The sequence below is a fragment of the Pseudoalteromonas luteoviolacea CPMOR-1 genome (genome assembly GCF_001625685.1).
Taxonomy (GTDB): domain Bacteria; phylum Pseudomonadota; class Gammaproteobacteria; order Enterobacterales; family Alteromonadaceae; genus Pseudoalteromonas; species Pseudoalteromonas luteoviolacea_K.
The window spans coordinates 19,521-35,116 of the sequence record NZ_AUYC01000048.1; the positions used below are offsets into that span (position 1 = coordinate 19,521).

Below are 15,596 nucleotides of genomic sequence, written 5' to 3' on the forward strand. Positions count from 1 at the left end.
ACAAAAAATTAATCTTTTAGCAACCTAAAACGTAACCCTGAGCTCCTACCGACCGTTTTATTCATCGCTAATCTGAGTACCTGAGGTTGACAGATCAACTCAAAATGATTTTTAGCTCGTGTGATCCCTGTATATACCAGTTGCCGATTAATCCCCTGTCTTGCTCTTTGTATTGGAGGCAAAACCATCGCCGTATAGTTAAATTCAGAGCCCTGAGATTTGTGAATTGTCATCACATAAACCAAATCATGACTCGGCAAACGGGCTGGGTTAATTGAGCGTAAATTTCCTTGTTCATCCATGAAAGTCGCAAACAACTGTCCACTGCTATCTGGCAAAATGATGCCTATATCACCATTAAACAGTTTTAATTGATAGTCATTCTGAGTGATCATTAATGGCATGCCAGAATAATAACGACTATATGGCCTAATGAGCTTATGCTGAGCGAGTTTATGTTCGATCCGCTTATTCAACTCATTTACACCATACGGCCCCTCACGTACAGCAGCCAATAACTGATAATTAGCAAACAACTTGTGAATTTGTTCAGCGCTGCCACCAGCATGAATGGCTTGAAGATAATGACTATAAGCGTTAGCCGCACGCTCTATCATCTGCAAATACGTTTCGTTTGAAAGGCCGTATAGACTTAACTCAGAAAAACCTTGCCGAATAACCCAATCCAAGTGATTGTGGTCGTTATTGTTTACAGCTCCGGCCAACTGGCCAATGCCACTATCGCTCTTAAAACGATGGCTCTGCTGCAAAAATGCCATCACATCTTGCAACTGGAATTTACCGTTGCTGCCAGATAACCTCTGCTCGCCACCAAAGCACACTTGGTTAAGAAAAGCAGCTCTACTAGGTGAATAGGTCGGGTTGTGACCAAGCTTTAAATCAGCACATAAATCGTTAAGAATGCAACCCGTATCAACAGAGGCCAATTGATCCTTATCGCCCAATAAATACAACCTAGCACCTTCAGGAAGCGCCGCAACTAACTTACGCATGAGTGATAAATCAACCATGGAAGCTTCATCTACTATCAATAAATCTAAATGCAATGGGTTCTTATCATGGTGCTTATATTTATTGCTATTGGGGATCACCCCCAACAAACGATGGATTGTCTGTGCGTGTTCAGGTATTAAGTCAGCTAACTCAGGGGCCAAGTTTAAGCGCCCTTTCGCACCAATAATGGACTCGCTGAGCCTTGCCGCTGCTTTTCCTGTTGGTGCCACCAATTTAATGTTAAGTGGCGCTTTGGCATACAGTGACTGCAATACTGCCAACAACTTTGTGACAGTGGTTGTTTTCCCCGTTCCAGGACCTCCCGTAATGACACAAAATGCACTCGAAGCGGCAATGGCACACGCTACTTTTTGCCAATCTATCGCATCGTCAGCATGTGCTGGAAAGTACATATCAAGCAATTGTGTTAACTGAGTAAAGTCAAGATCAATATCTCTATGAGCTAGCGCAGTAAAGCGCTCAGCTAAAAATGCCTCATAGCCAGCTAAACGCGCCAAATATAATTGCTCATTGAAAATCACTATCGGCTTACTTTCTCCTACTGCGGGATGAGAAGTCAGTGACTCCAGTGCCTTTGCTTTGTCTTTAAACGGTGTTAATTCAATATGTTGTTCAATTTGCTCTACATTTAGCTCAAACGGATTAAACCAGTCTATTTGCGCTAATATCAAACAACTATTTTGGCTTTGCTCGGCTTTCAATAACAATAGGATCAGGTAAAAGACATCATTAAATTGTCCATCACATAACAGCTTTGCCAAGGCAATATCGACATTTCTCACCTTGCGCTGATCAAGCAAAACCTCCAAAAATACACTGTCATCAAAGTTGTGTTGCGTAAAATCGAGTGATATTTGAGACATTACCTTGCCTCCGGCTCAAAAAGTGCATCAAGGGTTAGTAGTTCCTTTTCAGTCAGAGACTTGAAAAAAACGCCACCGCCTTGTGGCAGTGCTCTCAAAAACAAGTAATAAACACCGCCCATATGCGCCTCAATAGAATAATTCGCAATGCGATATTTAAGTAAACGATGCAAAGCAACGCTGTAAATCAAGTACTGCAAATGATATTGGTGAGATGACATAGCAGACATTAAGTTATCATCATTGTAATCACTCAGATCATCTCCCAGATAATTCGACTTATAATCTAACACGTAGTACTTGCCTTCCCAGCGAAAAATAAGATCAATAAAGCCTTTTAACATGCCCTGTACATCATCAAATTGTAAATAACTCGGCTGACCTGTTATGTCCGTTAAAACTTTATTTAATTGATTTGCTTTAAGTGCTGAAAGTGGCAAATGGAACTCCATTTCCACCAAGCAATCGGCAGGGGGCAAGCGGCTTAATGAAAGCTCACCTTCTTGAGTCAACGGACAATCAAGGCTAGCTTGTACCCATAGAGCTACGCATTCTTGCCACTGCGTATCAATCTGATATTTCTCTAAACACGCCTCAACAACATCATTCAGCGGTAATTTTTCAGACGCTATTGGATTGTGTGGCGACGTAAAATCAATTTGCTCATAAACTTCATGTAGGCAGCTACCCGCTTTAGCACCTTTCACAAAGCTGTATGGTGTCTTAATCGGTGTTTGTGCGAGTCTAGGCAAATCGAGTTCATGGTGTTCGTCAAGTGCGCCTGCAGGCCTATCATCATGATGAGCATGATAACTCAACTGGCTGAAGCTGGTTGTGCGCCAATTTGTCTCTATTGCCGCATTCTGTATTTTAATCGCAAGGTTTTCAGGTAATAAGGTTTTTTTCTCACCAAAATAGGCGGATTGGGGCTCTGTAAAAACTTCCATAGACATACCAGCGTGCTGTTGGCATATTTGCTCTAACGCTTGATGCCATTGCTGCGCATCTTTAAAATCTGCGTCGCCAAATAAAGCATAACCAAGTGCTGTTTGTCCAATGCCGAGCTTTTTACTGCGGCCCAATGGAATATTAAACAGTCCCAACTCGCAATAATGTACAGCACGTGTCAAGGCAACATAGAGTAATCGAATATCTTCAGCGAGACGCTCTTTAGATGCCGCTTGAATCGCATTGTCATCAGCATCTAAGTCAATAACTAGTTTATTACCCTTATGGTAGATAACTTCGCTGGGGTCACGGTACCCAAGTGCAAATGGCATAAATACGATGGGATACTCAAGGCCTTTCGATGCATGCATGGTGACAATTTTCACCAAGTTGGCGTCACTTTCCAAACGCAATTGAGCACCATCTAGAGCTGCTTCAGCGCACTGAATACTTAGCCACCTTAAAACACGTTGCGTGCCTTCCAATTCAATTTGTTTGTGTTGCAGCAACTCTGCAAGGTGTCTGTAATCAGTCAACCAACGCTCTACTTCATAACCATTGCTGCGCCAGATATTTGCCAGTTGGTTTCGTACCATAAGCTTTTCTAACATGGCCATCGCGCCACTTTGATACCAAATTCGTTTTAGCTCAGCAAAAAAATCTAAATAGCTTTGCCACTGTGCCTCATTCTGTGAAAGTGCATAAACCTGTTCATAATTTAATGAAAACAAAGGGCTTACTAATACACCTCGTAAAGCTGCTTCATCATATGCACCGTGTAGTACGTGCAAAAGCTGATTGAGTGCACCAGCAACAGGCTGAGAAAATACGCTATCTCTGGCCAAATAAACGGCGCTTACGCCACATGCATGTAACGCCTGCTTCATCACTGAAGCTTCATTCCTGTCTCGCACTAACACACAGATATCAGCCGCTTTAGCGGAATTATCGCCTATCATCACTTGTCCTTGCTCAGAGCGAGAAAGCAAAGTGGCAACTTTTGCCGCAAAGGTTTGCGCAAGCGCTTGATGCGCATGTGCTTTGCTCGTCACCTCCCCTGCACTATCAAAAACACAAAAATTTAAAACATGATCGGAATAGCCTTGGAGAGAGTGTCCCTGTGATTTACCTTGGGCATCAACAGCATAAAATGGAATATCATCATTGAATATAAAGCTTTGCTCGTGCTGAGAAAAAATAGCATTAATGCTATCCACCACAGATTTTGCCGAACGATAGTTTTTAGCTAAAGTAAAGTGTCGACTCTCATCAACAGCTTGCTTCGCAGTTATATAGGTAAATATATCCGCGCCACGAAATCCATAAATCGCCTGCTTAGGATCACCTATCATAGTCAACCCAGCACCGTCAGCCTCCTCATATATGGTACTAAAAATACCGTATTGAATAGGATCCGTGTCTTGAAACTCATCGATCAGTGCGACAGGAAATTGCTGAGCAATTTTTGTGGCTAAAACTTGCCCCGACTCACCCTGCAAAGCGCTATATAAATTACTCAATAAATCATCTGGTGATATCGTACTTTGTGTTTGTTTATGTTGCACCAAAAGCTGTTTGACCTGAACCAATGCATCTTGCAATAACGCTATCGGTAAGAGGTTTTTCACTTGATGATGCAAGATCGCCATCTCATCAAATAGCGCGATCATGTCATGAGAGATGAGCTCAGCATTTTTTTTATAATTTTTCGTATCGCCTAACTGCGCACTCCCCCACAAATTAAATGAATGCTTACTCGTGCCAAATTCGAAATACCACGCATCCGAGGCAATATAATCACCTAATGCGTTGATGTTTGCTGCTCGCCCAGGTGCTTTATTTTTGGCAAGACCTGAACCCGTTAAACACGCGATAAATTCACTTTCGCGTATTGCGCGTTTAAACTCCGCCGCTTTCAGTTGATATTGCGCTCTTGCTGCCAAAATATCTTCAAGATTGACGCTGGGTGAAAGTGTTGCACCGGCTTTATTTAGTAACGGTAGTAACTTTTTCATCAAACTTTGTGGATGCGAGAAATGCTCTAAAACAAGCGCAGTCTGCTCTTTATCCAGGGTGTATAGAAACTTTCGCCAATGATCTTCCACAGCGGTTTTTAACAGCTCTGTTTCATCAAGAATAAACTCTAAATTAAAACTTAAATTTGACTCAAAGGCATGCTGCTTTAGCATCCTCTGACAAAATCCATGGATTGTAAAAATAGCGGCTTCGTCCATCGATTTTGCTGCCGCATCTAACAGTTTAAATGCGGCCTTTTTATCTTCGACTTGCTCCAACAAAGCTAGGATCAGTGGATCTTTGCACTCTGCACCTAAAAGCGTATCACGGGCATCAATGATCCTCGCACGCACTCGGTCTTTAATTTCCTGAGTCGCTGCATCAGTAAACGTCACAACCAGTATTTGTTCAACGCTTAAGCAAGTGGCATGCTGCGCGTCTACAAGGCCAAGCAAATACCTTAAATACAGCGCGGTGATGGTATAAGTTTTTCCCGTTCCTGCGCTGGCTTCTATTAAATTATGGCCATAAAGAGGCATAGTTACCGGATTAAGCATCTCCATGTGACAGCTCCTTTTCTAGCGCAATAATTGGCCCTAATAAAGACTTACTGAGTGACATGAATTCTTCCATACACGATTCTAATTCTCTGAAATTCAGCGCAACATAGGGATCTTCAGATTCCCCTATACCAATATACTGACCACCCGCAAATTTTAATTGCGCTTTACCAATATCATCAGTACTTGCAAACGCATAGCTAGAAGCAGGGAAAAATGGCACAGGCTCGGCTGTCAGTTGTTGATAAAAATCAATCCACATTTCTAATAACTGCATTGCACTCGATTTATCTAATGGCTCAAAAGTGACTTGCTCATCTAGCCCAATCACAGTCGTACTCATGGTCGATACCGTGATATTAGCGAGCAGATGATAGATAAAAGATCTTATTTTATCTTTCGCTTTAATACTCGCGGGTCGGTAAAAAACCTGCTCGTTTGCGAATATCTTGTCGAGCCAACCTACTATTTTTATACCTTGGATCTCTATGTTTACCTCTTTAGGCACTTGCGGGTCAGACAGTTTGGACTTCAACACCCCCACCATGGGTATAACACGCTGTGCGAGTAACTCTAATTGTATCTCGCCCACATAAGCTTGAGGTAAATGGCCTCTCTGTAGCAGTTGCTCTGAGCTAAGCGATACATTATTTATCTGAGCATCTACAATTTCTTGTAGGTATTGATAACGTGTAAGAGGATCTAAAGAAAATGGTTCAGTGTCATCTTGATACTCACGCGCTGGATTAATTTTTACGCCTAAGCAATTTTGATAAAAATAGCTTTGTGGTGCGGTACATGCTCGCAAAAACTGAGTTAGCTCTAACTCACTAGGCAATGCAATAGTCAAGGGTGATGCTTTTTCCACCGCTTTTTCAACAGATTCAAACAGCCAGTTTGGATTAAAACTTTGTAATGAACCCGGTTGATAATGTAGTGAATTAAAGGGCTGAAGTGGTGCTTGATGTTTCAGCTGTTTGCTGACCGGCGTATCGCTGTCGATAAATTGAAAACTGCGGTCGATGTACTCAAATAACTCACTCACTAGTACTGAAGGAACCTGCACTTCATTATTAAAACATGAGCGACCAATATAACTGACGTAAAAATGCTGCCTCGCACTCAGCAAAGCCTCTAAAAAGAGATATCTGTCATCTAATTTACGTGAACGGTCACCTTTTCGACGAGAGGATGCTGGCACTAGGTCAAAACCGATAGGTTGAACTTGACGAGGATAATCTGCATCATTCATACCAAGTAAGCAAACTACTTTAAATGGCACCGCACGCATCGGCATCAACGTACAAAAGTTGACTGCACCAGATAAAAAGCGCTGTCCCACCCCTTTCTCTTGGATCCCTTGTTTAACTAAATAAGCCAGTACCCTAGGCTCTACAGGCAAGCGCATATCGCCACTTTCATAATGTTTTTCGATTCCCTCGATCACCTTATTTAGCTGCATTAAATCCCAGCTTTGCTCCGTTTCTTGGTGATAAAAAGTCGTCAAGAGCGTTCTTAACATCTCAGCCTGTTGTGCTAAGGTTCTTGGTTTATTTAGCTGCCGCTTAACACGATTCAATGCATCAATAAATGCCACCAACTTACTTAAGATATTAATGGCCATGCCTTCTACTAAATCAGCAGGATAAACACCGTCAAAATCCGTTTCTTCTTGACCTGTTGCCACACCTAACAGCAATCTATTTAAGCCGTGAAGCCACGTGTTTAGCGGTATTTCTGGCAACCCATGTTCCGCTTTATTTTCACCATCTAAGCCCCATTTAATCACCACTTGTTCTAACCAATATTTGATCTGCTCAAATTCGGCAGCTTCAAGTTCAAACCGACTCGAAATCGCCTCTACCGCCAACAAATCTAAAATATCTGAGACACCGAAACGACTAAACGGTAAATTGACCAATGTCACAAATGACGACAATACGGGCTTTTCTTGTTCGATAGCCATATCAGCTAGAGCATATGGAATATACCGGCCACCCTGAGCACTGCCAAATACTGCTTCAATATACGGACTATAAGCGCCAACATCTGGCATCATGATAATCACGTCTTTCGGTGTCAGGCCCTCATATTGATTGAATAAGTTCAACAAGTGGTCATGTAGGCACTCTACTTCTCTAAGCGGTGTATGGCAGTCTTGTAAATAAATACTGTTATCGCTGTGGTGTATATCTAGTTTACCTTCGTCACTGACAAACCAATTAGGGTCCGCTTGCAAAGACTCACCCTTAAAGGCCAATTGATAGATCTCATTTTGGATCTGGGATAATAATGAGTCGTTAAAATCTTCCACAAACCCATCTAGCCAACGCGCATCTAGCTGCAATAACTGTTCAAGATAATCTCTACCCAGCTTGCCCCATGACGACAACAATGGATTACCTACGTTATAGTAATCTTGCTCCTCATCTAAATTGGCATCAATTTCTGGTCGTTTGACATATTTCGCGTGGATTTTTGCCTGTGTTTTCTCATCCACCAAATCCCCCCAATAATGCTCACTGGGGTTAAAGAAAAATAGTAGCACTTCAGTTTTACTGGCTAGAGCCTGAAAAACCTCAAGTTGACTGGTCGGCATTGCCGATAAACCAAAAATTGAAATACGCTCAGGTAATTGAGTACTATCAGCATTCGACAGTGCTGTGAGCAACTGTTGATGCATATTGGCTCGATTATACGGGCTTTGGCCTAATTGATGGGTATACTCAACTAAACTCCGCCACAAATCCGGCTGCCAAGGTGCTATTGTGACATCGACATCTAATAATTCATCAGTACCAGACTCCCAAGAAGCCAACCAATCGGGGCGATACATTAAATATTGGTCATAAACATCGGCTATTTTTTCACATAACGTAAATAGCTTTAAGCCATCTAGAGCCTCTTGATCAACGGCAGTCTCTGTTTTATCAACAGCTAAATAGTTTGCCAACGGTAAATACAATGGTTGTTCCAGCTTCGTTGGCAGTAAATTGTATAACTTCCAGGCCATATTGCTTTTATTGTATGGAGACTCTGCAGGTACATCAGGTAAAAACTGCTGATATAGACGCCAAATAAAGCTCAACGGCAGGGGAAAGTCCACTTGTGCTGCTACACCGATATGCTCACTCAATCCATTTTTTAACCACTGTGACATACCAGGAGATTGAACCAACACAGTTTCACTGACAAATGGGTCGCGCAAAGGCGCAGTTTGCATCACAGTATTAAACTGAGTTTGCAACGCTTCCATACGATTAGATTGAATTATATGCAACATATTAGATTAGCTGAAAGTCAATTAGAATGAACAGTTTAAGAGAAATACACAGGGTATAACAGAAAAAAGTGTACGGTGCAGTAACACTCAGGTCACTATATAGACAAAGTGACCTGAGTCTAGTTAGAATAAATCAATATCGCTGCTTTCAATATGATCTTTTATTTGCTTGCGAGATATCAAGTCTTCATAAAATCCTACCTGATCACGTCCATGTTCTTTTGCAAAATACAATGCTTTGTCCGCGTTTTCTAACACATTGATCGGGAAATCATAAGGGCTGATCCGCGCAAGGCCAGCACTGATAGTTAACTTTTTAATAAATGGAAACGAAGTCTGTCGTACAAGCTCTAAAAAATCATTCATTTTTTGCTTTATTGAGGCATAGTCTGCAGGTTCAAATACAATGACAAACTCTTCTCCACCAAATCGAAACAACAAATCTGTGCTACGGAAAAAATCCTGCATACGCTGCGCTAATATCAGTAAAACCTCATCGCCACAGACATGACCATAGGTGTCGTTAACACTTTTAAAGTGATCAATATCCAACATGGCCAGCCAGGAGGTTGCGCCTTGATGCAGAGTCCGCAAATCGGACCCATCTCTAATGGCACGGTTTTGTTCTAACATTTGCTTTTCAAGAAGCTGCTTAAGCTTTTTATCAAAGGTTTGACGATTTAAAAGCCCTGTTAGCTTATCTCGCTCATTCTCACGCAATATTGTGAGATAATTTTCGTATATACGGATGAATGCATTCAACATCACCTGTTGTGCGCTGTCTAACCCCTGACACTGCACTTCTATTGCACCAACAGGCTTATCATGAATGACGATGGGTAACCAACGCCGCTCGGCCCCCGCAGCGTCTTGCATGGTGATACTGCATGCTGACTGCAAACAAGAACTCAGCTCTGCATGAGGGTTGTCTAAAATCACTCTATCTAACCACTCATACTCGCCGACATCATGCACCATGAGCGCAAGACTACGCTCCACGGTACATGGCCCATGCCCTTGAATCGTTTTGAACACTGAAATACGCTGACAATTTATAAACTCCTGTATTGTCGACAACAAGCTATATTCCAATGAATCAATATCACGTGTTTTCGTTATTTTTATAACCGAATTTAATAGTTCTTCTTGCATCGCTTGCCTGTTCTATCTGTTCAGTTATATACCTTCATGATTTTCATGCGTGAAGGTGTACTAGATCGTCACTTATAAGTATTGGTCAGAAAGTAAGGAACAGCAATGTCACCAAGCAAATTACTCTAAATGACTCACCCTAAAAATTTCCCGTACTGCTTTGTCCTTGATGCCTTGATACACACTAATCTGATGGGCAATTCGAATGCATGGTTTGCATGAGCACTAAGGCAAGCCAAGCCGTGTAATAGCATGTAATAAAGTATTCTTCTATTCTCATAGTTGACCGCAAGGCAAGTGAATACTTGCATATGGCTCGACTTAAATAAATATGAAAGGACATTACAAATGAACGATGTGATAAACGAGCTCAACCTAGAGATACAAAATAGTGATAAAACCCCGCGAACGGGTTCTATTTTTGACTTCAGCGCGCAATTCAATCCACAGAAAGGTCCAGAACAAGCAGTGATCACGTTCGACCCTTCGACATCACAAAATGAAGCAATCAACTACGCCAATACCCCGTTTGAAGTAGAACTAAGTGAAGATCAGTATCAATATGGGATTGCAGTGAACTTTTTGTATAAATTAGATGATAAGACAGCAAAGAATTACATCATTAGTGCAACCAATATTAAACAGCTAGATAACGTAGAAAGCTTCAGTACCAGTATTCTCAACAACAGCACAAATGGATACAGCAAAAGTGTACTTAAGCTCGCTGTGATAGTACCGAAAGACCTACCATTCGATATCAAAACAGAGCTAAAATTTGATATCGTGTTAGCTGACAGAGTATCAAGCACTCAGCTTGATTCTAATTTAGCAGCAGACACAGCTAACTTAATCATTGACCCGATACTTATCATTGGTCGCCCAATTCCACCCAGATAAGCACAGTGCCTTATGGGATGATTTAAATTGCGGATACTTACATAGTGGCTTAAACCAAGGTAAGTTAAACCAATTAGGTGAATAGCCGCCTTTAATTGTCTCGTTATAGTGGAGCAGCGCGGAATGATGATCACCTGTAAGTGTAAAAATCACAGTTGCTCCATAAGCATATTCTATTTTGTCTGTGGTTAATTTTATTACTTTATATAAATAGTGCAGTGCATCGCTGTAGCGCTCTAGATGCGCCATAGCCTGTCCTGCAGCAATTAATTCATTGACAGACATATCTTCGCGCGCACGATTAGCTACCTGATTGTATTGTTCAATAGCCAGTTTTTTATGCTCTCCCAGTAATAACAAATCGGCATAGTTAAGCCTCATCGCAAGATTTTCAGGACTTAGAAGAGTCGCTTGCTTTGCAGCAGACAATGCCAATTCAATTTCCTGAGAATACAAATAGGCAAGAGAGAGGTTATTATAATCTTCAGAGCTTTTACTATTTTTTAAAACAGCAAGGTAACCTGTGGCGGCTGCCTGCCAGTGCCCATCAAACATATTAATATTTGCAATCAGTCGATGCGCCCTCGTAAAGTCAGGGAATGTCTGAACAACTTCATGTAGCAATGCTTTTGACTCTATAATTTGTCCATTATTGAGATACATCACAGCCAAATTATATTTATTATTTAAATCTGGTTTAAGTAACACAGACTTTAGATACATCTCTATTGCTTTATCTATTTGATACTGCTTGTAAAAATAATAGCCTTTAAGCTGATAACTCGATGCCGTTTCACCATAGATAGACAAACGACGAAACAAATCGTCAGCGAGTTCTTGCTGCTGACTTTCAATTGCCAACACAATTTTATCGACCAAATAAGGCTTAGTGGATTTGTAACGCTCTGGTGCAGTATCGAGTAACACGGTTAATCTATCGATGAACTGTTGCTCTCTATCAATATGATAGCGCTCCAATAACAAATCCCTGGCCAAGTTATATAGCGGCAAATAATTAGGGTCCTGTTCAATCAACGCCAATGCGCGAGACAAATTTGAATGAGACAGATCGCCTTTAATATTAACGTCATGATAAACACTCAGGTATTCCTCAAAGAAGGCCGTCTCTGTCGACATAACGCTTTGCCTTTCATCCTGCAGAGGCTGGCCAAGTAATTTAGTTGCAAACCGCTCATAGATTGAGTGAATAACAAAGTAATTATCTTTACTCGTTTGCGTATTCAGTTCTCCCAAAACTAATTGGCTATCTCCACTGAGTAAGGAGAGGCGAACATTACACTGCGTATATTCACATTTAACTTCAGGAAGAAAAACCGCTGTCGCACCGGTTGCTTTTGCCAAATTGGCGGCATCTTTAATATCACTATACTCTTTATGATTGATCAGCTCCGCATTAGCCGCTGTTATAATGACTTGTCGGATTGCGCTATCAACTGTGGCGTGCAACAAATTAGCGCTTGCTCTTTCACTATGGTCGTTAATCGTGATTTGTGGCTCAAGCACCAAGGCATAATGAAGCTCGCTTTTTGGCTTTAAAAAAGACCACCCTAAATAAAAAATTAAGCACAACATACTCAACACAAAACCACTATAAACATATTTTGGTCGTATTAGCGTTCTGGGCTCATGTCTCAGTTCTTGTGTAGCTGACAATAACGCCGTATCGTCCGCACCGGTTACTTCGAGTAACGCCAACGTTCTGCCAAGCACCGATCGCACTTCTCTCGCTGATGGACGTGACTCAGGCGATTTAGACAACATATTACGGAGTAATTGAATAAATTCAACGGGGATATCAGGCGTTAAGCTGCTGGGTTCGATAAAAGCATCGTGTTTGATGCACTTAGCCAGTTCAGTGCCTTTCGTCACACCAAAAGGATGGCATCCAAAGAGCAACTCAAAACAAAGCACACCAAAAGAAAATACATCCGTTGACTGTTCAACGTGCTTTCCCTCAAGTTGCTCTGGTGACATCGTGCTTATACTGCCAAAACTCGCACCTAAGGGCTGATCTGATTTGTTGCTCTGTATCGAGTTTGCAATGCCAAAGTCAGACAGTTTCACCTCTGAGGTATTGGAAATGAGGATATTGCTCGCTTTAATATCACAGTGAATAAGCCCTAGCTGATGAATATAGCAAAGGCCATGTGCTGCCTTTTCCAACAACGAGAACTTATCAGCAATAGTGAGTAGCTTTTGCTTCATATACTTAGCTAATGTTTGACCAGGTACATATTCCAGCACTAGCAATAAATCTGAGCCAACCTCAATAATATCGTATAGTTGAACAACATTTGGGTGATTAGCTTTGGCCATTAAGCGCGCTTCGTCAAGCGCTCGCTCTCTGATTTTGAGGTCGTCTGATTGCTGACTTAACTTAATTCTTTTTACCGCAACCTGTCTATTTAGGCGAGTGTCATTGGCAAGAAACACATCTCCCATCCCACCCGATGCAATGTGCTTTACTGGCGCTAAGTATGTATCAGAAAAGCATTCTTCACTGCGCATTTATTCTACCTACCCTGGCTCAAAACTATATGAGAACGTCTAATATTCTACCCTAACAATGAATTTAATAGTAACCATTGTAGACAAAAGGTCAGTTTTTTAACTAAAACGTACAGTTACACAATGGCAAAAGCGCGAAATTAAATTTCCCAAATAAGAGACAACTCTAGTATAGTGACTAAAACGGAAATAATAGGAAAGGAAATATGAAAAAAACTGTCTTTGCTTTACTCAGCCTTGTGCTAATTCATAATAATGCACAAGCTGCAAGCTATACTGAAGTATCAGAGATCAAAGCAATCACTATTGGAACAGAAGGTGTCAGGGTTAAGCTAAGAACCATGAAGCAATATGAAAACTGCTCACAAAAAGACTGGTACTTCTTAGATACAAACATTAAAAACTTTGACACTATGTATTCAGGTTTGCTGTCACATAAGGCAACAAAAGAGAAGATTTTCCTCCAACTGACTGGCTGCGACTCATCCAATAAATATCCTAAAATTAATCATGTGTACCTGTGTGATACTACCTGGTGCCAATAAAAGAGCTTCGTAAGCAGCTTTTGCTTAAGAAAAGTCAATTCACCTCACAAAATATGTAATGAGCCTGTGCCGTTTATATTAATCAATGAATCATGAAGCAATATGAGATAAGGCATCAGTTTGTCTGTACCATCTACGAAGAACAAACACACACCCTCGAAGCCCAAGTCACACTTTATAAATTTGCCAATCACTTAAAGTCTTCAGATTTAACCCGTATCTGGATTGCTAATCTTTCGACTATATACCTCTTAAAATAATGAAGTAAAGCTGTGAAAAAAGTGCACACGAAGATAACTAGCATGTAAAACAGATGGGAGGAGAAATTAGATTAGTTGTTAGTTCGCCTCAAAACTGGGAAGGTCAGTTTTAAGATACAGCTTTTAAGCCAAGAAATGGCGGAGAGGGAGGGATTCGAACCCTCGATAGGGGTTAACCTATACACGAGTTCCAGTCGTGCGCCTTCAGCCACTCAGCCACCTCTCCGCACTGAAAGCGGGGGTAATACTATGAAAACCCCCGCCTTTTAGCAAGTATTTTTTTTGTAATCTGTGTTAACTGCACAGATTACAAACAAACTTGTCATTAACGCTTTAAACTCGCAGAGAAATCGAGCATACGATTAAGTGAACGCAATGCACCTTCACGTAACTCCATATCTACGAATACTTCTTTCCCTTCAGGGTTGATAAGCGCTTCTTCAATGGCCTGTAAACCATTCATAGCCATCCATGGGCAATGTGCACAACTACGACACGTTGCGCCTTCACCGGCTGTTGGCGCTTCGAAGAACTCTTTCTCAGGGCAGAGCTGCTGCATCTTGTAAAAGATACCGCGATCGGTCGCCACGATAAACTTCTGGTTATCCATATCCTGCGCAGCTTTAATAAGCTGACTAGTCGAGCCCACTGCATCTGCTAAGTCAACGATTTCAGCTGGCGACTCAGGGTGAACAAGTACTGCCGCATCTGGGTGAAGCGCTTTCATGTCTTTCAAAGCTTGCGTCTTGAATTCATCATGAACGATACAAGCACCATTCCACATGATCATATCAGCACCCGTTTTCTTCTGAATATAAGAACCCAAGTGCTTATCAGGGCCCCAAATAATGGTTTCCCCTTCAGAATCCAAATGCTCAACAATTTCAAGAGCACATGAAGACGTTACAATCCAATCCGCGCGCGCTTTTACCGCGGTAGATGTGTTTGCGTATACAACAACCTTTCTCTCTGGGTGCTGATCACAAAACTTAGAAAACTCGTCTATTGGACAACCCACATCCAATGAGCAAGTTGCTGCCAATGTTGGCATCACAACAGTTTTCTCCGGCGTTAATATTTTCGCCGTTTCACCCATGAAACGAACACCGGCGACAATAATAATATCTGCATCTTCTTGCTTAGCACCAAAACGTGCCATTTCTAATGAATCTGCAACACAACCACCGGTTTCCTCAGCAAGCGCTTGGATCACAGGATCTGTGTAATAATGGGCAACCAATACCGCGTTTTTCTCTTTTAACAATGACTTGATACGAGCTTTATACTGCTCTTTTTCTTCATCATTCAACGGTGCTGGCTTTGGAGGAAATATATAATCCTCAGGCATGATTTGTTCTGCTAGACTCATTCTCTCGACCACATAGTCCACATTGCATAATTGCCGCGAATTATACGAAAAATACGGAGATAATCCTAGTAATAGACGATATTCACAAAGAATATTTAAGAATAAATGAATCGAAAAGATAATGGTGGGTCATGATGGA

8 protein-coding genes and 1 tRNA gene are annotated in these 15,596 nt (G+C 41.4%); 2 read left to right on the top strand and 7 right to left on the bottom strand.

Going from position 1 to position 15,596, the window contains the following annotated elements; translation table 11 throughout:
- Window positions 1–8: 8 nt before the first annotated feature.
- From recD to N473_RS19890, 4 genes are all read right to left on the bottom strand, one after another.
- Window positions 9–1,898: an exodeoxyribonuclease V subunit alpha gene (gene recD, locus N473_RS19875; protein WP_063369436.1), complete on the bottom strand. Its 1,890-nt coding sequence runs from the start codon at window positions 1,896–1,898 to the stop codon at window positions 9–11.
- The gene (gene recB / locus N473_RS19880; protein ID WP_063369437.1) at window positions 1,898–5,425 is read right to left on the bottom strand and encodes an exodeoxyribonuclease V subunit beta; all 3,528 of its coding nucleotides are present in this window, start codon (window positions 5,423–5,425) and stop codon (window positions 1,898–1,900) included. The genes recD and recB overlap by 1 nt, the downstream gene beginning before the upstream one ends.
- On the bottom strand, window positions 5,412–8,705 hold the full coding sequence (gene recC, locus N473_RS19885; RefSeq protein WP_063369438.1) for an exodeoxyribonuclease V subunit gamma: 3,294 nt from the start codon (window positions 8,703–8,705) through the stop codon (window positions 5,412–5,414). The genes recB and recC overlap by 14 nt, the downstream gene beginning before the upstream one ends.
- A gap of 123 nt (window positions 8,706–8,828) precedes the next feature.
- A complete protein-coding gene (locus N473_RS19890; protein WP_039607809.1) occupies window positions 8,829–9,857 on the bottom strand; it encodes a GGDEF domain-containing protein in 1,029 nt (342 codons plus the stop codon).
- A gap of 348 nt (window positions 9,858–10,205) precedes the next feature.
- Here N473_RS19890 and N473_RS19895 point away from each other — a divergent pair, with 348 nt between their 5' ends.
- Complete coding sequence (locus N473_RS19895; RefSeq protein WP_063369439.1) at window positions 10,206–10,754, top strand: hypothetical protein; 549 nt, start codon at window positions 10,206–10,208, stop codon at window positions 10,752–10,754.
- Here the strand turns inward: N473_RS19895 and N473_RS19900 are convergent.
- Window positions 10,704–13,283, bottom strand: coding sequence for a serine/threonine-protein kinase (locus N473_RS19900; protein WP_063369440.1), 2,580 nt, complete (start codon window positions 13,281–13,283; stop codon window positions 10,704–10,706). The genes N473_RS19895 and N473_RS19900 overlap by 51 nt on opposite strands.
- A gap of 206 nt (window positions 13,284–13,489) precedes the next feature.
- On the opposite strand from N473_RS19900, the gene N473_RS19905 reads away from it, so the two are divergent.
- The gene (locus N473_RS19905; RefSeq protein WP_063369441.1) at window positions 13,490–13,828 is read left to right on the top strand and encodes a hypothetical protein; all 339 of its coding nucleotides are present in this window, start codon (window positions 13,490–13,492) and stop codon (window positions 13,826–13,828) included.
- 396 nt (window positions 13,829–14,224) lie between these two features.
- Here the strand turns inward: N473_RS19905 and N473_RS19910 are convergent.
- Window positions 14,225–14,314 (bottom strand) — tRNA-Ser (locus N473_RS19910).
- Between the two features lie 99 nt (window positions 14,315–14,413).
- On the bottom strand, window positions 14,414–15,457 hold the full coding sequence (gene nadA, locus N473_RS19915) for a quinolinate synthase NadA (RefSeq protein WP_063363890.1): 1,044 nt from the start codon (window positions 15,455–15,457) through the stop codon (window positions 14,414–14,416).
- Window positions 15,458–15,596 lie beyond the last annotated feature (139 nt).

What these genes read in the sequence shown, in the direction of transcription:
- recD (WP_063369436.1), bottom strand. Translation starts at nt 1,898, where the DNA reads ATGTCTCAAATATCACTCGATTTTACGCAACACAACTTTGATGACAGT.
- recB (WP_063369437.1), bottom strand. Translation starts at nt 5,425, where the DNA reads ATGGAGATGCTTAATCCGGTAACTATGCCTCTTTATGGCCATAATTTA.
- recC (WP_063369438.1), bottom strand. Translation starts at nt 8,705, where the DNA reads ATGTTGCATATAATTCAATCTAATCGTATGGAAGCGTTGCAAACTCAG.
- N473_RS19890 (WP_039607809.1), bottom strand. Translation starts at nt 9,857, where the DNA reads ATGCAAGAAGAACTATTAAATTCGGTTATAAAAATAACGAAAACACGT.
- N473_RS19895 (WP_063369439.1), top strand. Translation starts at nt 10,206, where the DNA reads ATGAACGATGTGATAAACGAGCTCAACCTAGAGATACAAAATAGTGAT.
- N473_RS19900 (WP_063369440.1), bottom strand. Translation starts at nt 13,283, where the DNA reads ATGCGCAGTGAAGAATGCTTTTCTGATACATACTTAGCGCCAGTAAAG.
- N473_RS19905 (WP_063369441.1), top strand. Translation starts at nt 13,490, where the DNA reads ATGAAAAAAACTGTCTTTGCTTTACTCAGCCTTGTGCTAATTCATAAT.
- nadA (WP_063363890.1), bottom strand. Translation starts at nt 15,457, where the DNA reads ATGAGTCTAGCAGAACAAATCATGCCTGAGGATTATATATTTCCTCCA.